Source organism: Streptomyces vulcanius, from assembly GCF_042653945.1.
Classification (GTDB): Bacteria; Actinomycetota; Actinomycetes; order Streptomycetales; family Streptomycetaceae; genus Streptomyces; species Streptomyces mangrovi.
Genome location: NZ_JBHSFK010000066.1, coordinates 1 through 21,371 on the forward strand (window position 1 = coordinate 1; position 21,371 = coordinate 21,371).

19 protein-coding genes are annotated in these 21,371 nt (G+C 71.1%); 12 read left to right on the forward strand and 7 right to left on the reverse strand.

Features of this window, described 5'->3' with window-relative positions:
* Window positions 1-262 precede the first annotated feature (262 nt).
* Window positions 263-1,348, reverse strand: coding sequence for an NAD(P)/FAD-dependent oxidoreductase (locus ACFPIH_RS52990; protein ID WP_381168960.1), 1,086 nt, complete (start codon window positions 1,346-1,348; stop codon window positions 263-265).
* Between the two features lie 78 nt (window positions 1,349-1,426).
* Here ACFPIH_RS52990 and ACFPIH_RS52995 point away from each other — a divergent pair, with 78 nt between their 5' ends.
* The 6 genes from ACFPIH_RS52995 to ACFPIH_RS53020 all read left to right on the forward strand — a co-directional run bounded on the left by ACFPIH_RS52995 (window position 1,427) and on the right by ACFPIH_RS53020 (window position 6,670).
* Window positions 1,427-1,999 (forward strand): helix-turn-helix domain-containing protein, encoded by a 573-nt coding sequence (locus ACFPIH_RS52995; protein ID WP_381168958.1) that lies wholly within the window; start codon window positions 1,427-1,429, stop codon window positions 1,997-1,999.
* Between the two features lie 97 nt (window positions 2,000-2,096).
* Complete coding sequence (locus ACFPIH_RS53000) at window positions 2,097-3,074, forward strand: NADPH:quinone oxidoreductase family protein (RefSeq protein ID WP_381168956.1); 978 nt, start codon at window positions 2,097-2,099, stop codon at window positions 3,072-3,074.
* Window positions 3,071-4,252 carry an acyl-CoA dehydrogenase family protein gene (locus ACFPIH_RS53005; protein ID WP_381168954.1) on the forward strand — a complete coding sequence of 394 codons (1,182 nt, stop codon included), beginning with the start codon at window positions 3,071-3,073 and terminating at the stop codon, window positions 4,250-4,252. The genes ACFPIH_RS53000 and ACFPIH_RS53005 overlap by 4 nt, the downstream gene beginning before the upstream one ends.
* The gene (locus tag ACFPIH_RS53010) at window positions 4,249-5,331 is read left to right on the forward strand and encodes an acyl-CoA dehydrogenase family protein (protein WP_381168952.1); all 1,083 of its coding nucleotides are present in this window, start codon (window positions 4,249-4,251) and stop codon (window positions 5,329-5,331) included. The genes ACFPIH_RS53005 and ACFPIH_RS53010 overlap by 4 nt, the downstream gene beginning before the upstream one ends.
* A gap of 177 nt (window positions 5,332-5,508) precedes the next feature.
* Window positions 5,509-6,369 (forward strand): phosphatidylinositol-specific phospholipase C/glycerophosphodiester phosphodiesterase family protein, encoded by an 861-nt coding sequence (locus ACFPIH_RS53015; RefSeq protein ID WP_381168950.1) that lies wholly within the window; start codon window positions 5,509-5,511, stop codon window positions 6,367-6,369.
* A gap of 106 nt (window positions 6,370-6,475) precedes the next feature.
* Window positions 6,476-6,670, forward strand: a complete 195-nt coding sequence (locus ACFPIH_RS53020; RefSeq protein WP_381169212.1) for a hypothetical protein — start codon at window positions 6,476-6,478, stop codon at window positions 6,668-6,670.
* 41 nt (window positions 6,671-6,711) lie between these two features.
* On the opposite strand, the gene ACFPIH_RS53025 is transcribed toward ACFPIH_RS53020, so the two are convergent.
* The 3 genes from ACFPIH_RS53025 to ACFPIH_RS53035 form a co-directional block, all read right to left on the reverse strand.
* A complete protein-coding gene (locus ACFPIH_RS53025; protein ID WP_381168948.1) occupies window positions 6,712-7,944 on the reverse strand; it encodes a phosphodiester glycosidase family protein in 1,233 nt (410 codons plus the stop codon).
* A 123-nt stretch (window positions 7,945-8,067) separates the two neighbouring features.
* Window positions 8,068-9,288 carry a bifunctional class I SAM-dependent methyltransferase/NUDIX hydrolase gene (locus ACFPIH_RS53030; protein ID WP_381168946.1) on the reverse strand — a complete coding sequence of 407 codons (1,221 nt, stop codon included), beginning with the start codon at window positions 9,286-9,288 and terminating at the stop codon, window positions 8,068-8,070.
* 106 nt (window positions 9,289-9,394) lie between these two features.
* Window positions 9,395-10,348 (reverse strand): phosphotransferase family protein, encoded by a 954-nt coding sequence (locus ACFPIH_RS53035; RefSeq protein ID WP_381168944.1) that lies wholly within the window; start codon window positions 10,346-10,348, stop codon window positions 9,395-9,397.
* 175 nt (window positions 10,349-10,523) lie between these two features.
* Between ACFPIH_RS53035 and ACFPIH_RS53040 the strand changes: the two genes are divergently transcribed.
* On the forward strand, window positions 10,524-11,885 hold the full coding sequence (locus tag ACFPIH_RS53040) for a dihydrolipoyl dehydrogenase family protein (RefSeq protein ID WP_381168942.1): 1,362 nt from the start codon (window positions 10,524-10,526) through the stop codon (window positions 11,883-11,885).
* Window positions 11,886-11,902: 17 nt separating this feature from the next.
* Here ACFPIH_RS53040 and ACFPIH_RS53045 read toward each other — a convergent pair whose 3' ends face one another.
* The 3 genes from ACFPIH_RS53045 to ACFPIH_RS53055 all read right to left on the reverse strand — a co-directional run bounded on the left by ACFPIH_RS53045 (window position 11,903) and on the right by ACFPIH_RS53055 (window position 14,175).
* Entirely contained in the window at window positions 11,903-12,361 is a 459-nt protein-coding gene (locus ACFPIH_RS53045; RefSeq protein WP_381168940.1) for a carboxymuconolactone decarboxylase family protein, read from the reverse strand.
* A gap of 108 nt (window positions 12,362-12,469) precedes the next feature.
* Window positions 12,470-13,054: an alpha/beta fold hydrolase gene (locus ACFPIH_RS53050; protein ID WP_381168938.1), complete on the reverse strand. Its 585-nt coding sequence runs from the start codon at window positions 13,052-13,054 to the stop codon at window positions 12,470-12,472.
* An 89-nt stretch (window positions 13,055-13,143) separates the two neighbouring features.
* On the reverse strand, window positions 13,144-14,175 hold the full coding sequence (locus ACFPIH_RS53055) for a LacI family DNA-binding transcriptional regulator (RefSeq protein ID WP_381168936.1): 1,032 nt from the start codon (window positions 14,173-14,175) through the stop codon (window positions 13,144-13,146).
* Between the two features lie 307 nt (window positions 14,176-14,482).
* Between ACFPIH_RS53055 and ACFPIH_RS53060 the strand changes: the two genes are divergently transcribed.
* The 5 genes from ACFPIH_RS53060 (at window position 14,483) to ACFPIH_RS53080 (ending at window position 21,312) form a co-directional block, all read left to right on the forward strand.
* Window positions 14,483-15,751: an ABC transporter substrate-binding protein gene (locus ACFPIH_RS53060; RefSeq protein ID WP_381168934.1), complete on the forward strand. Its 1,269-nt coding sequence runs from the start codon at window positions 14,483-14,485 to the stop codon at window positions 15,749-15,751.
* A 120-nt stretch (window positions 15,752-15,871) separates the two neighbouring features.
* Window positions 15,872-16,744 carry a carbohydrate ABC transporter permease gene (locus tag ACFPIH_RS53065; RefSeq protein ID WP_381168932.1) on the forward strand — a complete coding sequence of 291 codons (873 nt, stop codon included), beginning with the start codon at window positions 15,872-15,874 and terminating at the stop codon, window positions 16,742-16,744.
* Between the two features lie 77 nt (window positions 16,745-16,821).
* On the forward strand, window positions 16,822-17,745 hold the full coding sequence (locus ACFPIH_RS53070) for a carbohydrate ABC transporter permease (RefSeq protein WP_381168930.1): 924 nt from the start codon (window positions 16,822-16,824) through the stop codon (window positions 17,743-17,745).
* Between the two features lie 111 nt (window positions 17,746-17,856).
* Window positions 17,857-18,714: a glycoside hydrolase family 43 protein gene (locus ACFPIH_RS53075; protein ID WP_381168928.1), complete on the forward strand. Its 858-nt coding sequence runs from the start codon at window positions 17,857-17,859 to the stop codon at window positions 18,712-18,714.
* A 117-nt stretch (window positions 18,715-18,831) separates the two neighbouring features.
* Window positions 18,832-21,312 carry a carbohydrate binding domain-containing protein gene (locus tag ACFPIH_RS53080; RefSeq protein ID WP_381168926.1) on the forward strand — a complete coding sequence of 827 codons (2,481 nt, stop codon included), beginning with the start codon at window positions 18,832-18,834 and terminating at the stop codon, window positions 21,310-21,312.
* The last annotated feature ends 59 nt before the right edge of the window (window positions 21,313-21,371 follow it).

Here is a 21,371-nt window from a genome sequence, read left to right on the forward strand (position 1 = left end):
CGCTCACCCGGGCCGCCCCGGCCACCGGGCCACCGGGCCCCCGGGCCGCCCCGGCCACCGGGCCGCCCGCTCACCCGGGCCGCCCCGGCCACCGGGCCACCGGGCCCCCGAGCCGCCCGGGCCCCCGGCTGTCCGGGCCATCCGGGCCACCCGGCATGCCGCCCCGGGTCGGCCGATGCCCCGGTCGGGCGGCTGGGCGGGACGGCGCGAGTCGGCGGGACGGGGGCGTCGGTCCTGTCGGTGGCGACAGCGCGGAGGCCTCTCAGGTCGCGACGGTCGCGTCAGCCGCGTGAGCCGACTCAGCTGCCTCAGCCCCGTGAGCCCCCTGAGCCCCCTGAGTCCCCTGAGCCGTCTCAACCGCGTGAGCCGTGTCAGGTGTCTCGGCCCCGTGAGTCGTGTCAGCTGTCTCGGGGGTGATTGCCGCGTTCAGGTCTGCCAGCAGCAGTTCCCCGTTGATTGCTGCGGCGGCGCGGTAGCCGCGGCTGGCTGCGTTCACCACCTGTTCGGCGAAGCCGGAGACGTTGCCCGCCGCCCACAGCCCGGGGACGGTCGTGAGGCCGCGTGCGTCGATGACCGGGTACGCGCCGAACGGCGACTCGGCCAGTTCCGCGCCCAGCTGCTCCAGCAGGCCGTTCTGCGGGACCGCGCGCGGCGCGACGAACAGGACCTCGCGGTCGTACGACTTCCCGTCCGCGAGCCGGACCCCGGTGAGCCGGTCGTCCTGGACCGTCAGCCCGGCCACCTCGCCGGGTACGACCCGCACCCCGGCCGCCGCCAGCCGGCGCAGGTCGTCGTCGGCCAGTTCCTTCTCGGCGACCGTGTGCAGGAAGAACGTCACGTCCTTCGACCACTGGGTCACGATCAGCGCCTGGTGCACGCTGAGCGGCGTGGTCGCCAGCACGCCGAACGCCTGGTCGCGGACCTCCCAGCCGTGGCAGTACGGGCAGTGCAGCACATCCCGGCCGAACCGCTCGGCGACGCCCTCGACCGGGGGCAGCTCGTCCTTGAGGCCGGTCGCGAGGACCAGCTGCCGGGCGCGTACGGTCCTGCCGCCGGCCAGATCGACCGCGAAGTCCTCAGCCTTGCGGGCCGCCACCGCCCGGTCCCGGACCAGCTCCACGCCGTACCGCGCGATCTCCTCCCGGCCCTTGGCGAGGAACTCGGCGGGCGGCATGCCGTCCCGGGTCAGATAGCCCTGCATATGGGCGGCGGGCGCGTTGCGCGGCTCGCCCGCGTCGACGACCAGTGTCCGGCGCCGGGCCCGGCCCAGGACCAGGGCCGCGGACAGGCCCGCCGCACCGCCGCCGATCACGATCACTTCGTATGCGTGTACGTCCGCATCGGTCATGGTGACCACCTCCACCGAGACCGTGCCCCGGACCCTTCGGGATTGACAAACGTCTTTGCCGATCCTGCAATACGGGGTATGAGTGCCGACGACGTTCTCGCTGAAGTGGGCCCCCGACTGCGCCGGATCCGGAAGGAGCGGGAGGTGACCCTGGCGACGCTGTCCGAGGCGACCGGCATCTCCGTCAGCACGCTGTCCCGGCTGGAGTCCGGGCTGCGCAAACCCAGCCTGGAGCTGCTGCTGCCGATCGCGCAGGCCCATCAGGTGCCGCTGGACGAACTGGTCGGCGCGCCGCCGGTGGGGGACCCCAGGGTGCGGGCCAAGCCCGTCGTGCGGCACGGGCGCACCTTCTGGCCGCTGACCCGGCAGCCCGGCGGGCTCCAGGCCTTCAAGGTGCTGGTGCCGCAGAGCGAGGAGGAGCCGGAGCTGCGCACCCACGAGGGCTACGAGTGGCTGTACGTGATGTCCGGGCGGCTGCGGTGTGTGCTCGGCGAGCACGACGTGGTGCTGACGGCGGGGGAGGCGGCCGAGTTCGACACCCGGGTACCGCACTGGTTCGGGTCGACGGGGGACGGGCCGGTGGAGTTCCTGAGCCTGTTCGGTCCGCAGGGCGAGCGGATGCACGTACGGGCGCGGCCTACGCGGGCGTGACGGACCCGACTGTTCCCCGACTGTTTCCCGATCGGCAAGCGACCGCTTAGTATGCCCTGGACCAGGGTCGGACGCAGCAGTCCCGTGGAGGCACCGCATGCAGGCATGGCAAGTGCACGAGAACGGCGAGCCCGGTGAGGTGATGCGGCTCCAGGACGTGGAGCGGCCCACTCCCGGCGACGGCCAGGTGCTGCTGAAGGTGCGGGCCGCCAACATCAACTTCCCGGACGTGCTGATGTGCCGGGGCCACTACCAGGTCCGCCCGCCGCTGCCCTTCACCCCGGGCGTGGAGATCTGCGGCGAGACCGAGGACGGCCGCCGCGTGATCGCCAACCCCGCGCTGCCGTACGGCGGTTTCGCCGAGTACGCCGTCGCGGACGCCGTCGGTCTGTTGCCCGCGCCGGACGTGCTGGACGACGCCGAGGCCGCCGCGCTGCACATCGGCTACCAGACCGGCTGGTTCGGCCTGCACCGGCGGGCCGGGCTCGAAGCCGGCGAGACGCTGCTCGTCCACGCTGCCGCGGGAGGCGTCGGCAGCGCCGCCGTTCAGCTCGGGAAGGCGGCCGGGGCGAGGGTCATCGGTGTCGTGGGCGGCGCCGAAAAAGTTTCCGTGGCACGGGAGTTGGGCTGCGACGTGGTCGTCGACCGGCGCGCAGAGGACGTCGTCGCCGCGGTGAAGGAGGCCACCGGCGGCCGGGGCGCGGACGTCGTCTACGACCCCGTCGGCGGCGAGGCGTACACGCAGTCCACGAAGGTCGTCGCCTTCGAGGGCCGGATCGTGGTCGTCGGCTTCGCGAGCGGCTCCATCCCCAGCCCGGGGCTCAACCACGCCCTGGTGAAGAACTACGCGATCCTCGGCCTCCATTGGGGCCTGTACAACACCAAGGACCCGAAACTGGTCCGGCACTGCCACGAACAGCTCACCGAACTGGCCACCCGGGGTGCCATCAAGCCGCTGGTGAGCGAGCGCGTGCCGCTGAGCGGAGCCGCGGCGGCCGTGCAGCGGGTCGCCGACGGGGTCACCACCGGCCGGGTCACCATCGTGCCGGTCTCGGGGAACGGAGCCGCGGCATGACCGACGCCGCTGAACTGGGGCGCCGCACCGCCGAGTTGCTGGCCGCGCACCCGCCCGCCACCACCGACCGCCTCGACTTCCTCAGGGCCCGCTTCGACGCCGGGCTCGCCTGGGTGCACTACCCGGAGGGCCTGGGCGGACTCGGCGCCCCGCGCTCCCTCCAGATCGTCGTGGACGCCCAGCTGGAGGCCGCCGGCGCCCCCGACAACGACCCGCGCCGCATCGGCATCGGCCTGGGCATGGCCGCGCCGACGATCCTGAAGTACGGCACCGAGGAGCAGAAGCGGCGGTTCCTCAGGCCCCTGTGGGTGGGGGAGGAGGTCTGGTGCCAGCTGTTCAGCGAGCCGGGCGCCGGGTCCGACCTCGCCGCCCTCGGCACCAGGGCCGTGCGGGAAGGCGACGACTGGGTGGTCAACGGGCAGAAGGTGTGGACGTCCAGCGCCCATCTCGCCCGCTGGGCCATCCTCATCGCCCGCACCGACCCGGACGTGCCCAAGCACGCGGGCATCACCTACTTCGTCTGCGACATGACCGACCCCGGCGTCGAGGTCCGGCCGCTGCGCCAGATCACCGGCGAGGCCGAGTTCAACGAGGTCTTCCTCACCGACGTCCGGATCCCCGACTCCCGCCGTCTCGGCGCGACCGGCGACGGCTGGCGGGTCGCGCAGACCACGCTGAACAACGAACGCGTCGCCATCGGCGGTATGCGGCTGCCCCGCGAGGGCGGCATGATCGGCCCGGTCGCGAAGACCTGGCGCGAGCGCCCCGAACTGCGCACCCACGATCTGCACCAGCGGCTGCTGACGCTGTGGGTCGAGGCCGAGGCCGCCCGGCTCACCGCCGAACGCCTGCGTCAGCAGCTCGTCGTCGGCCAGCCCGGACCCGAGGGCGCCGGCATGAAGCTCGCGTTCGCCCGCCTCAACCAGGAGATCAGCGGCCTGGAGGTCGAACTCCGCGGCGAAGAGGGCCTGTTGTACGACGACTGGACCATGCGCCGCCCCGAACTGGTGGACTTCACCGGGCGCGACGCCGGCTACCGCTACCTCCGCTCCAAGGGCAACAGCATCGAGGGCGGGACCAGCGAGGTCCTGCTGAACATCGTCGCCGAGCGCGTCCTGGGGCTGCCCTCCGAGCCGCGCACCGACAAGGACGTCGCGTGGAAGGACCTGTCCCGATGAGCACACAGGCCGATCTTCTCTACTCCGAGGAGGAAGAGGCGCTGCGGGCCGCCGTACGGGACCTGCTGGCCGACCGCTGCGACCCCGCCGGAGTCATCGCGCGCACCGAGTCGGACGCCCCGCACGATCTCTCGCTGTGGAAGGCGCTCACCGACGGAATGGGCCTCGCGGGCCTGCTGATCCCGGAGGAACTGGAGGGCCAGGGCGCCACCCACCGCGAAGTCGCCGTGGTCCTGGAGGAGTTGGGGCGAGCCGTCGCGCCGGTGCCGTATCTGACGAGCGCCGTCGTCGCCACGGAGGCGCTGCTGGAGTGCGGAGCCGACGATCTGCTCACCCGGCTGGCGTCCGCCACGTCGATCGGCGCGCTGGCGGTCGGACTGCACACCACTCCGGGCGCCGCCTTCACGACCGTACGACTCGAAAACGGAGTCCTGCACGGTGAGTTGACCGGCATCGCCGACGCGGCCGCCGCAGACCTGCTGCTCGTCCCCGCGGACGACGGCGGCCTGTACGCGGTCGAAGCCGCCGCTGTGACGGTCACCCCGCAGGTGTCCCTCGACCTGACCCGCCCCCTCGCGACCGTCACTCTGTCCGGTGCCCCCGGCCGCCGCCTCGGCGACGCGGGACCCGCCGTCCGCCGCGCCCTGCGGGCCGGTGCCGGACTGCTCGCATCCGAGCAACTCGGGCTGGCCGACTGGACGTTGACCGAGACGGTCCGCTATCTGAAGGAGCGCAAGCAGTTCAACCGGCCCGTCGGCGGCTTCCAGGCGCTCAAGCACCGGCTCGCCCAGCTGTGGCTGGAGACCGTCAACCTCCGGGCCGTCGCGCGTAACGCCGCCGACGCGCTCGCCACGGAGACGGACGTCGAGGTGGCGGTGGCCGTCGCCCAGGCCTACGCGGCGGGGGTCGCCCTACACGCCGCCGAGGAGGCGGTGCAGTTGCACGGCGGGATCGGCATGACCTGGGAGCACCCCGCGCATCTGTACCTGAAGCGGGCCAAGGCCGACTCGATCGCGTACGGAACGGCCGGCGCCCACCGGGAGGCGCTGGCCGAACTGGTCGACCTCCGGTCCCCGTGACCGTGACCGTGATTCGGTGAAGCCCGCCCCACCTGGGGCGGGCTTTTCCGTGCGGCTGCGCGGAAGGAGTGAACAAGCGACGGCCTTCCGGCCAACTCCTGGCATGTACAGGTTCTTTGGAGCCCGGACAGCCTCATACTCCCTGTGGTTCCGACCCGCCCCACAGGGAGGCAGAACATGGCCCTCATCACCCGCCGCGGTGCCCTCACCACCTTCGGCGCCACGCTCGCCGCCGTCCTCGCCCCGCCGGCCGGCAGTGCGTTCGCCGACAGCCGGAAGCACGGCCCCCGCCCGTTGCGGCGCGCCCACGCCCACAACGACTACGAGCACCCCCGCCCCCTCTTCGACGCCCTCGACCACCGGTTCGGCAGCGTCGAGGCCGACATCTTCCTCGTCGACGGCGAACTCCTCATCGCCCACTCCGCGGACCAACTCGACCCCACCCGCACCCTGGAGTCGCTCTACCTCGCCCCGCTCGCCGCGCGCGTCAAGGCCAACCACGGCTCCGTGTACCGGGGTTACCGGCAGCCGCTGCAACTGCTCATCGACATCAAGACCGAGGGCGCCGCCACCTACCTCGCGCTCGACGAGCAGCTCAAGCGCCACCGGCACCTCTTCACGACGTACGCCCACGGCCGGGTCCACCCCGGCCCGGTCACCGCCGTCATCTCCGGCGACCGCGCGGCCCGCGTCCCCATGGAGGCGCAGACCGTCCGCCGGGCCTTCTACGACGGACGCCTCACCGATCTCGGCACCAGCGAGGCCTCGTTCGCCTCACTGATCTCCGACAACTGGACGCTCAACTTCACCTGGCTGGGCGCCGGTACCTTCCCCGCAGCGGAGCGGCGGAAGCTGCGCGGGATCGTGGACACGGCACACGCACGCGGGCAGCAGGTCCGCTTCTGGGCCACCCCCGACCTCGCGGGCCCCGAGCGCGACGCCCTGTGGACGGAACTCCTCGCCGCCGACGTCGACTACCTCAACACCGACGACCTGGCCGGCCTGGAAGCCTTCCTCGACAGCCATCGGACGGCTTAGGCAACACCACCCGTTCGGCGGACGGGTCAGCCGCACGGACGAACCCTCCGTTACGCCACACTTGCGGCCGAATGCCGCGAAAGCGGACGTGGCGGAGGAGGTCGACGTGTTCGTTTCCATTTCCGTGGTGCTGTTGCTGCTGATCCTGGCGGTGGTCTTCACGCGCAGCGGCGGGCTGAAGGTGTCACACGCGCTGGTCTGTCTGCTGCTCGGCTTCTTCCTGGCCGGCTCGAGCATCGCGCCCACCATCAACAGCGGCCTCACAGCGACGGCCGACATCGTCGCCGGTCTTCGCCCGTGAGGCCGCTGCGGGTGCTGCGGGTGCCGTACGGCTGCTGACGGCTACTGGCTGAAGACGCCGACGCCGTTGGACACCAGACGTTCGGTACCGTCGGACGGATGGTTGCGGACCGTGACCCTGGTCGAACCCGAGGGCCGGGCGACCAGGGTCGACGAGCCGCCGCCGTCCAGGCTGAACCCCTCGGTCGCGCCGAGGCTCTGGAGGGCGGCGGCGAGTTCGGCGACCGTCATGCCCTTGCGGTACGCGGACCCGCCGTCCAGCGCGAGCAGGAACACCCGTCGGCCGCCGTCGCCGATGCCCACGGCGGTCCGTACCGTCGTGGCGGTCTGGTTCAGTCCCGCCAGCGGCCGGCCGCCCGCCAGGACCGGGGAGCCGCCGACGGCGAAGCCGAAGGCGGTGCCCGACCCGGACGCCAGTCCCTGACGCACCGTCACGGTGTCGCCCAGCTTGAACTGTTCGAGGCTCTCCGCGCCGGCCTCCCGTCCGACGAGCACCGTGGTGTCCGCGGCGATGGCCCCGCTGCCCGGGGTGGTCGAGACCGACACCACCCGGTCGTCCTTGACCGTCACCTCGTAGGTCTCGGAGCTGCACGGGTCGGCCCGCTTGGCGTCCGTGCCGCAGGTGGCCCGCCTGCGCGAGGCGGTGCCCCAGTCCGAGGTGAAGGCGCCGACCGAACCGACCGGCAGCGCGTACTGGTTGAGCCCGCCGAGGGCCAGCCGCTGCGTCGAGCGGGTGACCGTGCCGGTGAGGGAGAGCGTGTCCAGCCGGGCCCGGCCGTCGGTGCCGACGCCGACCACGGCCCTGGTGTCGGTGCCCGGCGGCATCTTCGGCCCGAAGCGCTGTCCGTTCGGCACCGCGCTCTTGAGCACCTTGCCGTCGGCGACCGCCGGGCCCACGCTGGAGTAGGTCGGGCTGACGCCGGGATGCTGGGTCTCGGAGATGTTGAAGAAGTCGCCGTTGATACCGCCGACCGCGTTCTGGCCGTTGGCCAGCGCGGACACGGCCGCGCGGGAGGCGACCTTCCCCGGGTACAACAGCCCGACGCGCACATGGGAGTTGGTGAGGTCGACGTTGAGTACATGCGCATGCGTGACCCCGGCCGTGGCCGGCACGTCGTACTGACGGTATGTCACGCCCGCCGCCACGGTCGTCCAGGTGTCGGCGGCGGCAGCTTGGCCCGCCCCCGCGATGCTCGCTCCGGCCAGTGTGCCGAGTGCCGTGAGCAGCGCAAACGTCGTCCTGCGTGCCCCGGACCAGTTCTGATGTGGTGTCACAGACGCCCCTGCGTAGTGATGGGCCGCAACTTTCTCAGGACAACGGTGCCAAGGGCCGGACGGTGAGGCGGGGGCATCACAAGAACGGGTGATAAGTCACATGACCGCAAGGGTATTTGTCGGTCATTCGGGTGCGCCGGGAGCCGGCGCGTAAGCGGTGAAGCGGACCGGCGCGTGGTCGATCGGCAGGTCCGGGCGCCAAGCCGTCAGGGACTGTGCGCTGCACACGAACAGGGCCGGCGGCAGACGGTCCAGCGGATACCAGCGCCAGTCGCCCACACTCTCGCCCGGCTGGTCGCCCGGCTCGCCCCGCCAGCGCTCGACGACGGCGCCGACCGTCATCCGTACGACCCCCTCGACCCGGTCCAGACTGTGCCCGAGCAGACGTACGTCGGAGGGCTCCGCCAGCAGCCCGGTCTCCTCCCGCAGCTCCCGCACGACCGTCTCCTCCAGTGACTCCCCGGGCTCCACCGTCCCGCCGGGCAGCTCCCAGGTGCCGCGCCGGTGACGGCCCAGCAGCAGCCCACGGGGGCCGTACAGGATGGCCCCGACCCCGATCGCCGCGTGCGCGACGGGCGGACGCGCGGTGCGTGGACGGGTGGAGATCCGCAGGGGGCGGCGGGCGCGGAACACACGGTAGGAGGCGGGGTTCGTCCGATCGGCGGGTGCGGTGACGGACTCGACGCGCTCGATGTGCAGCCCGTGCTCGGCGAGGAGTCCCTCCCACACGTCGGTCGCGAGCACCCACATCCGGACCGTGGCCTCGCCGCCGCCCGCGAACCGCAGGATCTCGGGGCGGGCGACGATCTCCGAAGTGGGCCCGTCACCACGGGAGTTGGTGTGCAGCACCGAGAAGCAGAGCGTGCCGCCCGGCGTGAGCGCGGTCGCCAGGGCCGGCAGCAGCCGACGGGGATCGACGTACGGGAAGGCGTTGACGGAGTAGATCACGTCGTACGGCTCCGAGGACCGCAGATGGTCGACGGCGTCGGCGTGGAGGAGCCGCAGCCCGGGCAGCGAGCCGTAGCGCGCGCGGGCCCGTTCGATCTGCCCCGGCGCGGAGTCGACCCCGTCGACGGTGGCGCCGTACGCCCGCACGAGCCGGGCGGCTTGCCGGCCCGTCCCGCAGCCGAGGTCGAGGACCCGCCGCCCGCCGAGTTCCCCGAGGAACTCCTCGTCCGGCCCCGCGCCGGGGAACCCCCAGTCGATCCGCTCCGCGTCCGCCAGGACCGTTCCGCGCCGCAGGTGGTGAGCGGCGTACGCCTGCCAGGCGGCGGTGTTGACGAACTCCGGGGAATCGCGTCCGACGCACGATTCGGAGTCGTCCGGGCTGGGGATCTGCGGCATCAAGGTACCTCCTGTGCGTCGTACGGGTGTGCGGCGTCTCCGCCGCCGGAGGTGGACGGCGGTCCCGGCGCTCGCCGCCGTGCCCGCGGCCCCGGACCGCCTTGGCTCAGCCCAGCGTGTCCATCAGAGTGGTGACATAGGCATCCAGCCGCTCCTCCACGGCTCGCGCCGTCAGTTCTGTCCTCCCTGCCTCCCGCCATGGCTGCGACACCGACCGCACTTCCTCGGAGAACGCCAGCCCGTCCCGCACCATCCAGTACAGCCGCTCGCTCGCGGCCGCGGCCAGCACCCCGCCGGCCTCCTCGTACGCCTCGGCGAACCGCAGACCCCACGCCGGGCCGTGCAGCAGCGCGAGATTGGCGGAGCAGTGCGCCACATCGAGATCCGCCGGGCCCCAGGAGGCAGTCGCCCAGTCGACGACGCCGGTGATCCGGGCACCGGCCGGCTGTGGGGGCGGCACCTCGAACAGCACGTTGCCGGGGTGGAAGTCCCGGTGCAGGAATCGCCCTTCATGGGGCGGCGCGGGCCCCCGGATCACGTCGATCGCCGCGGCCCATGCCGCCGCGTCGGCGCCCTTCGGAGTCACGACGGTGTCGGCGGTCGTCAACGTCACGTACTTCCGGGGCCGTTCGGCGGGTCGCAGCGCGTGGATCGCCACGAGTTGACGGGCCAGCAGAGGGATGCGCGCCTCCACTCCCTCGTCGTCGAGGACCGTCCGGCCCGTCAGATGGGTCATCAGGAGCGATGGATACGCGCAATGCGCGGCGGTCGGATCGACCGCGACCAGTCCAGGAGCCGGCACGTCGGTCCCCGTGAGCAGGGTCAGGGCGCCGGCCTCCCTGTCCAGCCAGTCCTCGGCGTGCTCCACGTCGACGAAGCTCCGCAGCACCAGGTCACGGGTGCCTCCGTCCGGCGTGCCGATGGTCAGCCTCCGCATTTCGGCAGTGATGCCGCCGTGCAGCGCCTCGGTTCTGACGATCCGTTCGCCGACATCCAGGTGTCGGCGCACCCAAGCCAGGGTCGACGGCCGGACAGCCGCCGCCTCGTCGTGGTTGGTCACCGTGCCACCCCACCATCCGGACGACGGCACGCGCAAAGGCTTTGCCGGGGCGTGCGCTGTGGGGTCCGGACTCGTGCGCTGACGGGCACGGCCGGTGCCTCGTGCGGTCCTAGCGTCGGTGGCCTGCGGCCGGGCGGACGGTCGTACGCACGAGGGCGGTACGAGAGGCGTGGGCATGAACGAACAGGTGGACGTGGATGTGGTCGTCGTCGGCCTGGGGCCGGGCGGCGAGTACGTCGCGGGCTCGCTGGCCGAGGCCGGTCTGGACGTGGTGGGCGTCGAGGCGGAACTGGTGGGCGGTGAGTGCCCGTACTGGGGCTGTGTGCCGAGCAAGATGATGATCCGGGCGGCGAACCTGGTGGCGGAGACGTGCCGGGCCCCCGCGCTGGCCGGTCCGGCGACCGTGCGGCCGGACTGGTCGAGGGTCGCCGACCGCATCCGCCGCGAGGCCACCGACGACTGGAACGACCAGGTCGCCGCGGAACGTCTGGAGGCCAAGGGCGGACGCCTGGTCCGGGGCATCGGACGGCTCGCAGGAGAGCGCCGGGTGACGGTCGGCGACCGTACCTTCGAGGCCCGCCGGGGCGTCGTCCTGGCCACCGGCGGACGCCCCCGGATCCCTCCTGTCGAGGGCCTGGCCCAGACGCCGTACTGGACCAACCGGGACGTGATGGCCGCGAAGGAGCTGCCGGGGTCGTTGACCGTCCTCGGCGGGGGCGCGGTGGGCGTCGAACTCGCCCAGGTCTTCGCCCGGTTCGGCTGCCGGGTCACCGTGGTGGAGGGCCAGGACCGGCTGCTGTCCCAGGAGGAGCCGGAGGCCGGGGAGTTGGCGGCGGACGCGCTGCGGGCGGACGGCGTGACCGTGCTGACCGGAGTGAGGGCCCGTCAGGTCACGTATGAGGGCGGTGGGTTCGGCGTCCACGTGGACGGCGAAGTACTGCGCGCGGAGCGCCTGCTGGTGGCCACCGGACGGTACGCGGATCTGGGCGCCCTCGGCGTGGAGACGGTCGGGCTCGACCCGGCGGCGCGGGCCGTCCCGACGGACGGGCGGATGCGGGCGGCGGACGGCCTCTGGGCGGTGGGCGACATCACCGGACGCGGGGCGTTCACGCATGTGTCGATGTACCAGGCGCAGATCACCGTCCGCGACATCCTCGGGCAGCCGGGGCCCGAGGCGGACTACCGGGCCCTGCCCCGGGTCACCTTCACCGACCCCGAGATCGCGGCCGTGGGCGTCACCGAGCGCCAGGCCCGCGAACGGGGTCTGCGGATCCGTACGTCACTGGTCCGGCTCTCCTCCTCGACCCGCGGCTGGATCCACGGGCCGGGCGGCGAGGGCTTCCTCAAGCTGGTCGAGGACGCCGACCGGGGTGTCCTGATCGGCGCGACCTCGGCGGGCCCGGCCGGCGGCGAACTGCTCTACGGCCTGAACGTTGCCGTCCACGCGGAGGTCCCCGTCGACCGGCTCCGGCACATGATCTACACGTACCCGACGTTCCACCGGGCGGTGGAGCCGGCACTGGCGGCTCTGGCCTGAGGTGTCGTAGGGATGTGCTAGCGCACCGGGTGTCTGCTCATCACGGACACCCGGTTGAACGCGTTGATGGTCACCGCGACCCAGATGACGGCCGAGATCTGGTCGTCGTCGAGCACCTCCCGCGCTTCGGCGTACGCGGCGTCCTGCGCGGCGGCGTCGGAGGGTGAGGTGGTCGCCTCCGCGAGCGCCAGGGCCGCGCGCTCCGGTGGGGTGAAGAGGTCGGTGTGCCGCCAGGCCGCCAGCACCCCGAGGCGACGCGTCGTCTCGCCCGCGCGCAGGGCCGCCTTGGTGTGCAGGTCGAGACAGAATGCGCAGCCGTTGACCTGCGATACGCGCAGATTGACCAGTTCCACGAGGGTGCGTTCCAGACCGGCGTCGGCGGCGGTCGCCCGCACGGCCTCGGACGTCTGGACCAGCGCCTGGTAGGCCTTGGGGCTCTGCTTGTCGATGAAGATCCGGTGAGGCGTCGTAGTCATAGTTGAATCATCCAACCACTGTTGCCGGTTCAGGTGAGCAGAGTTGGTCACAGGACGAGCAGAAGCTGACAGTCCGGCGACCAGAGTTCTGCTTGCTCGGGGGGCGGGCTACGGCCGAAGCCGTTCCGCTATGACGTCCGCGAGGGCGGCCGGCCGTGACAGGAACGGCGAGTGCGAGGTGTCGAACTCGACAACCGTCGTCGGCTTGGCCGAGAGGGCGTCGATCTCGCTGACGAAGAGACGCTGCAAGTCCGGCCGTATCGCGTTGTCCCTGGCACAGACGACGTAGCTGTGCGGGACCGGACCATACCGCTCGGCGGTCACCTCGTCGACGTCGTCGTTGTAGAACGTGTCACGGACGGCGGCACGCCGGTCGCTGTCGCCGGTGTCGTAGCGCAGCGCACCGACCGCGGCCGGGTCCGCCGAGAGACCGCTCGCCACGCGTTCTCCCGCGTTCTCCGGCAGGAAGGTGTACTGCACCGCGGGCACGCCGTTGACCGGGGCGAACGCCGTCACGTACATGAGTTCGGCGAGGAGTTCCGGCGCCTGCTCGGCGGCGGCGGTCGCCACGACACCGCCCATGCTGTGCGCCACGACCAGACACGGCCGGCCGGACCCGATCCGCCGCACCTGCTCGACCAGCTCCGCCGTGACCGTCGAGGTCCACGGCGACCGAGGCAGCGAACCGTCCACCGCCGCGCCCTGACGGTCGGCGGGCGTTGGGCTGGCAGCAGGCCGAGTAAGCGGATGCCCGTTCGATGGCGGTGCCCTGGCGGGTAGCCCTACACCCCGGGCGCCCTGCCGTCGTGGGACGGCGGTGCCGTCGAGTTGCGGACCACGAGGTGGGTGCCCACCTCCATGTGGTCCATGAGCAGCCGCTGCCCCTCGATGAGGGACAGCAGCGCGCGGGCCGCCTTCTGCCCCATGTCGTGCAGCGGCTGACGCACGGTGGTCAGCCCGGGGAAGCTCTGCGCGGCCTGCGGAAGGTCGTCGAAGCCGACGACCGAGAAGTCGGCCGGCACGGTGAGGCCGCACGCCCGCGCCGCGTCGATGGCGCCGAGCGCCATCAGATCGGCACCGGCGACGATCGCCGTCGGACGGTGATCGGTGATCAGCCGGGACGCGGCCCGGAACCCGCTGGCGTAGGAGAAGTCGCACGAGGCGACCAGCTGCTCGTCGACCTTCAGCCCGGCGAGCCGCATCGCGTCCTCGAAGCCCTGGAAGCGGATGGACGTGCTCTCCAGGTCCTCCTCGCCGCGCAGATAGGCGATCCGTGTGTGGCCCAGGTCGATCAGGTGCTGGGCGCCCTGGCGCATCCCGTGGTAGTTGTCGACGCTCAGCCGGGGCAGCGGTACGTCCAGGCGCCGCGGGTCGATGATGACGCAGGGCAGGTTCTGCCGGCGCAGCAGCCGCACCGTCTCGTCCTCCAGGACGGGAGCGATCATGAGCACCCCGTCGACGAGGCCGCGCGCCAGGAACTCGATCCGGTCCTTCTCCCGTACCGCGTCGTGGTACGAGGCGTTGACCAGCAGTTCCTGCTCGACGCTGGCCAGCTCGTCGGCGACGCCGCGCAGGATCTCCAGTCCGTACTGACTGGTCAGGTCCAACGCGATCAGGCCGATGAGCCCGCTGCGGCCGGCCTTGAGGTTGCGTGCCGAGACGTTCGGCCGGTAGCCGAGCCGTCCGGCCACCTCCATGACACGGCGCCGCGTCTCCTCGGACGCCCCCGGCTTGCCGTTCACGACGTTGGACACGGTCATCGCGGAGACACCGGCCTCCTCGGCCACCTGCGCGATGGTCACCCGCCCTGCCACCCCAACTCCTTCGCTAGGCCCGCGCTGACATTAGAGCCCGCGCACCCTCGTCCTCGCCACACAGTCGAGGAAACTTTAACGATAAGTTGCGGCGGCCGTCAATGAAGTCGGCCACGGAAAGTTACGTATAGATGTCAGCTAAGTTTTGCGTTACAGTCCCGGCCATCGGCGCGTAACGTTCGCCGCAACTCGGGTCGACCGGCCCCCTTTCGCACGTATCGGTGCGGTACCCACCCGGTGCCGGCCGAACGGCTCAAAACCCCTTCGGACATGACTAGTCGGTGCGTACCGACAGGTGAGGTGTGCAATGAAGCGCTCTGGGAGACGTCTCGCGGTCGTCACCACGGTCACCGCCATGGCGGTGTCGCTGGCCGCGTGCGGCGGCGGATCGTCCGGTGCCTCCGCCGACGGCACCGTGACCCTCCACGTGGAGGCGTGGAAGGGCGGCGGAGCGGAGCCCGCGAACGTCGCGGAGATCAACAAGGCCTTCGAGAAGGCCAACCCGAAGATCAAGGTCGACTTCGAGTACACCACCGCGGACCCCACCTACACGCAGAAGCTCCAGCCGGAGCTGCTGGGCGGCAAGGCCGGCGACGTGATCATGGTCGACGCGGACAAGATGAAGAAGTGGGGCGCCTCCGGCTACCTCGCCGACCTGTCCAGCGAGTCGTGGGCGAGCCGGATCACCCCCGACGCCAAGGCCTTCGCGCAGTCCGACGGCAAGACGCTCGCCATGCCGATGGAGCTGATAGGCATCGGCCTGTACGCCAACATGGACCTGCTGAAGAAGGCGGGCATCACCGAAGTCCCCGCCGACTGGCCGACGTTCCTCGCCGACCTCGCCAAGGTCAAGAAGGCCGGCATCGACCCGATCGCGCTGCCCGACAAGAGCGGCTGGACCGGCAGCTCCGTCTTCCAGGCCGCCGGATCGACCCTGGTCTACCAGCAGAACAAGAAGTGGGACGCCGACTTCCTGGACGGCAAGGCCTCCTTCGACCCCGACTGGAAGGCTTCACTGGAGCAGCTGAAGACCCTGGAGGACAAGGGGTACGTCGACTGGAAGAACGAACTCGGCGTCGACGAGTGGGCGCAGGGCCCGCAGGACTTCAGCGCCGGCAAGAGCGCCTTCTGGTACCAGGGCGCCTGGCAGGTCTCCAACATCAAGAAGGCCGGCTTCCCGGTCTCCTTCGCCCCCTGGCCGGGCGGCGCCGCGGGCACCAAGCCCAACGGCATGCTCTTCTCCGGCACGATGTGGGCCGTCAACTCCCAGTCCAAGCAGAGCGACGCGGCGCGTGAGTACGTCAAGTTCTGGTCGCAGAACCAGAACCTCTCCAAGTACCTCGAGGCCGAGCACGCGGAGTCGCCCTTCACCGGCGGCCTGACCCCGGAGAGCACCGAGACCACGGCCTTCACCACCGCCTTCAAGGACGGCCGTTACCGGATCATGCCGTCCAACTCCTGGTACGGCTCAGCGGCCGAGACCGCCATCGGCTCCAAGATCCAGGCCTATCTGCTGGGCAAGGCGTCCGCCGCGCAGACCCTCAAGGACACCCAGACCGCGGCGTCCGCGAAGTAACCCGGCACCCCTGATCGGTCGTGGCGGGTGGGGGGTGGGGCGGGGGCAGCGGTTCACCGACCGCCCCCGCCGCCCCCCAGCCCCCCACCCACGGCCCTTCCGGGCAAGAGGAGGATCCCCGTGTTCCACCGACGGCGCGCCACGATGGCCGCCTTCCTGCTTCCGGCGATCGTCGTGTACGGCGTGTTCATGCTGTATCCGCTGGCCCGTGGCGTCTATCTGAGCATGACCGACAGCCTCGGCGGCCCGATCGCCGATTTCGTCGGCACCCAGCAGTACCGCGCCATGGCCGACGACTCGGCCGTCTCCGCCGCCCTGTGGCACACCGTGCTGTACGCGGCCGTCGTCGTGGTCGTGCAGAACGGCCTCGGACTGCTCTTCGCGAGCATGCTGTTCCGCCGGCCGAAGGTCCGCAAGGCGCTGAGTGTCGTCCTGCTGACGCCGACGCTGATCTCCCCGGTGATGGCCGCCTTCATCTGGTCGTATCTCTTCGCCCCCACCGGCGGCATCAACGCGCTCCTCGACCTGGTCGGCCTGCACGGTCTGAACCACGTCTGGCTCGGCGACACCTCCACCGCCCTGTACTCGGTGGCCGCCGTCAACATCTGGATGTTCACCGGCTACTCCTGCGCGATCTTCCTCGCCAGCTACATGAGCATGCCCGCCGAACTCCTCGAGGCCGCGGCCCTGGACGGCGCGAGCGGCTGGCGGCGCTTCCTCAGCGTCGAGTGGCCGCTGCTCGCCCCCGCGCTCACCGTCAACGTGACGCTCAGCCTCATCGGCTCGCTGAAGGTCTTCGAGTTCCCGCTCGTCCTGACCAACGGAGGTCCCGCCGGAGCCACGGACACCCTGACGCTGCTGGTGTACCGGAACGTCTTCGGCGGCGGGAAGTTCGCCTACGGCGTCGCGCTGTCGGTCGTCCTCCTCGTGACGGTGGTCGTCCTGTCCAGCGCCACCTCCTCCCTGCTCCGGCTGCGCGAACGACGCATCTGAGGAATCCGATGAATCCGACGCATCTGACGTATCCGACGCATCTGACGGCAACTCACGGAATCTGACGGATCGCCACCATGACTTCAGACACCACCGCGCCGGACGTCCCGTCGGTCTCCGGGACCCGGCCCGCCACCCGCCTCCCCGCCGGGGGTACGACGTCCAGGGCGCCCGGCAACCCGCTGCGCCGGCTGACCGGCGGCCTCGGCACCGCTCTGCTCTGCCTGGGCACGCTGCTGTTCGTCCTGCCGTTCCTCTTCACGGTCGTCACCTCGCTGCGCACCGCGGCCGACGTGGCCCGCTCCCCGCTGGGCATCCCGCACTCGCTGACCCTGAAGAACTTCTCCGACGCCTTCAGCCAGATCCACTACGGCTCCAGCACCCTCAACACCCTGCTCATCACCACCCTCTCGTGTGTGGCGATCACCGTGATCGGCTCGCTCGCCGCCTATCCGCTCGCCCGGATCACCCAGCACTGGTCCACCGCGGTGTACCGGCTGTTCATCCTCGGCACCTCCGTGCCGGTGTTCGTGGTGGTGGCCCCGCTGTACCTGCTGATGCGCGATCTGAACCTGCTGGACACCTACACGGGCGTCGTCCTCATCTACACGGCCCTGAACCTCCCGGTCGCCGTGTTCTTCTACACCAGCTTCATCCGCTCCATCCCGGCCGACCTGGAGGAGGCCGCGGCACTCGACGGCTGCGGCGCGTTCCGTACCTTCTTCACGATCATCCTGCCGCTGCTGCGCCCGGTCACCAGCACGCTCCTGACCTTCGTCTCCCTGCAGATCTGGAACGACCTGCTGGTGCCCCTGGTCTTCCTCCAGGACCCGGGCAAGCGGACCGTCATGGTGAACGCGTACTCGTTCATCGACCCGCACACGGTGCAGCCGACCACCCTGTTCCCGGCGGCCCTCCTCGGCGTCCTGCCGCTGCTGGTCATCTTCGTCTTCTTCCAGCGCCAGGTGGTCGCCGGCATGTCCGCCGGCGCGGTCAAGTGACGACCCCCGCAGCGGCCCCCTGAACCTGCCTGCCCGCCGACCCCCCTGACGACCTCACCGTCCAGGGGCAGGCACCGCCCTGCCCTGAAGTCCCGGAAGGACCCTCCACCGATGTACGTGGTCTCCTACTTCACCAACGCCGAAGAGGCGCTCCACCTGGCCTACAGCCACGACGGCGAGGAATTCGCGGCGGTGAACGGCGGTCGGCCCGTGCTGCGCGGCACGGTCGGCACCGGCCGGCTGCGGGACCCGTTCATCGGGGTGGGCCCCGACGGTCTGTTCCATCTGCTGGCCACCGACGGCTGGACGAGCCCCCACATCGTCCACGCCACCTCGGCCGACCTGCTCACCTGGTCGGACCAGGAACTCCTGGAAGGCATGGCCGGCGTGGAGGGCGCCCTCAACGCCTGGGCGCCGGAGTTCTTCCTGGACCGCGGGACCGGGCTGTACCACCTCGTCTGGTCGTCGGTCGTCGAGGCCGGGAGCACGGCCGAGGGCCGCGACTTCGAGCACGTGGGCCAGAACCACCGCATCTGGCACTGCACCACCGAGGACTTCAGAGCGTTCTCGGCGCCCGGCCTGTTCTTCGACCCCGGGCACTCGGTGATCGACGCCACCGTGCGGGAGCGGGAGGGCGGCGGATTCCTCATGGCCTACAAGGACGAACGCGGCACCAACGACCTCGCCACCGCCCACAAGGACATCCATCTGACCACCTTCGAAACCCCCGGCGGTCCGTACACCGCCACCGCGGGACCGGTCACCCCCTCGGTGGTGGAGGGGCCGTCGATCTTCCGGCGCGGAGGCGAACTGGTGATGATCTTCGACCACTACCTCGAAGGGCGGTACGGGGCGGCCCGCAGCAAGGACGGCGTGGACTGGGAGCCGGTCGCCCTGGCCCTGCCGTCGGGCATGCGCCACGCCTCCGTCCTCGAAGCGCCCTCGCTGACCTCCCTCGCCCCGCGGTAAACCGGCCGCCCCGCCACAGTCCCCGGGCCGGCCCGCTTCGGCCGGCCGCCCGGTGCAGGAAGACCCGCGTCGCATCCCGCGGCGCGGAGGACACTCCACCCAGCAAGGAGCGCCGCAATGAAGCGTCGCAGATCGGACCGCCCGGGAGTCCGGGCGTCCCGGGTCCTCACCCTGCTCGCCACCCTGGTGGGCGCCCTCCTCCTCCCGGCCCACACCGCCCTGGCCGCGGGCACCGCCTACTACGTCAACTGCTCGGCCGCCAGCAACGGCAGCGGCACCCAGGCCAGCCCCTGGAACGCCGTGAGCAGCGTCAACGCCACCACCTTCGCCGCCGGCGACAGCATCCTCTTCGCCGCCGGCACCACCTGCACCGGCCAGCTCACCCCCGGCGGCTCCGGCACCTCCGGCAGCCCCGTCACCATGGGGTCGTACGGCAGCGGCGCCAAGCCGGTGATCGACGCGGCCGGCGCCACCGGACCCGTCATCCACCTCCTCAACCAGCAGTACTGGGAGATCGGCGGCCTGTCCCTCACCAACGCGGCCTCCTCGCCCGCGTACCGCTCCGGCGTCCTCGCCGAGAACAGCTCCGGCGGCGTCCTGCACCACATCCGGGTGCACGACATGAACATCCACGACATCAGCGGCTGGGCGGGCGGCTGGTACGCCACCAACGCCGGCGTCGGCGTCCAGACCGACCACACCACACCCGTCTCCACCTGGGACGACGTGGTCGTCGAGAACAACACCTTCGACCACGTCGACCGTATCGCCGTCGCGGTCACCCCGGACGGCGACGGCCAGGGCACCGGCCTGACCACGGGCACGGTCATCCGCGGCAACACCATGACCTACGACGGTGCCGACGACATCCTCGTCGTCAAGAACGACGGCGCCCTCATCGACGGCAACAAGGCCGGCTACGGCGGCGCGAAGAACACCTGCCCGCCCTCCGGCCAGTACTGCAACGGCGCCTCCGCCGGCATCTGGATGTCCGGCAGCTCCAACACCGTCGTCCAGAACAACGAGGTCTACTGCCACGTCAACGGCGCCGACGGCACCGGCTACGACGTGGACTGGGGCAACCACAACACCACGTTCCAGTACAACTACAGCCACCAGAACCTCGGCGGCTTCATGCTGGTGATGCCCCCCTTCACCATCGCCAACGAGCCCACCTCGACCGTCCCCAGCGACGGCACGGTGATCCGCTACAACATCAGCGAGAACGACGGAACCAACGCGGGCTGCCCCACCTCCGGCACCCCGACCCACGGCACCGGCGTCTTCCACTTCGTCGGCAACATCCCCAACCAGAGCGGCAGTTCGGTCGCCGTCCCGCTCATCTACAACAACAGCATCTACGTCAACAAGAGCGGCCTCAACACCCCGGTCCTCTACTCCCGCCGGGGCGGCAGCGTCACCGGCACACTCTCCTTCCGCAACAACGCGGTCTTCAACTACGGCACCGGCGGCTACTTCACCACCAGCTCCGGATCCGTCTACTCCAACAACCTCTTCTACGGCACCCACCCGTCCTCCGAGCCCGCCGACGCGGCGAAGGTCACGGCCGACCCCGAGTTCCGCAACCCGGGCAACGCGGGCACCGCGTCCTCGTACACCGGCGCCAACGCCTACCAGGTCCACCCCTCCTCCCCGGTGATCCGGGCCGGAGCCGTCATCAGCGGCAACGGCGGCAAGGACGCCTTCGGCAACACGGTCTCCGCGACGGCCGCGCCCAACATCGGCGCCTACAACGGCACCGGCGGCAACCTGCTCTCCAACGCCGGCTTCGAGACGGGCTCCCTGAGCCCCTGGACCCAGGCCAGTGGCAACTCCTCGTCCGTGACCGGTGCGGGCGCCCGCACCGGCGGCTACGGGCTGACCACCACGGCGAGCAGCAGCGGAGCCAACCAGGCCCTGACCGGCCTGAGCCCCAACACCGCCTATCTGCTGACCGGTTGGGCCAAGGTCGCCACCGCGGGCGAGACCCTCGCGGTCGGTGTGAAGAACTTCGGCGGCACGGAGACGTTCACCAACATCGCCACGACGTCGTTCGGCCAGGCGGCCGTCCTCTTCACCACCGGCTCCTCCAGCACGACGGCCACCGTCTACTGCTGGAAGAACGCCGGTGGCAGCGGGGCGGGTTACTGCGACGACCTCGCGGTGGAGCCGCTGTCCTCCGCCACCAACGCGGTCACCAACCCGGGCTTCGAGACCGGCGCCCTGACCCCCTGGACCCAGAGCACCGGTACGGCGTCCAGCGTGGTCGCGACCAACGCCCGCTCCGGCACGTACGCGCTACAGACCGGGGTCAGCTCCAGCGGTGCCATCCAGACGGCGAGCGGGCTCACCTCCAGCGGCACCTATCTGCTGGCCGCCTGGGCCAAGGCGGCCACCGCCGGTGAGGAGGTCGCGGTCGGCGTGAAGAGCTTCGGCGGCACGGAGACGTACCTGCGGACCTCGACCACGTCCTACGCCCAGCAGCCGATCTTCTTCACCACGGGCGCCACCACCACCTCGGCCGCCGCCTACTGCTACAAGAACGCCGGTTCGGCGGCCGGTTACTGCGACGACTACACCCTGGTCAAGCTTCCCTGACGGTATCCGCCCGCTGGGCAGAAAGGTTTCTCCTCCAGCTGGGTTCCCCCCACAGCAGG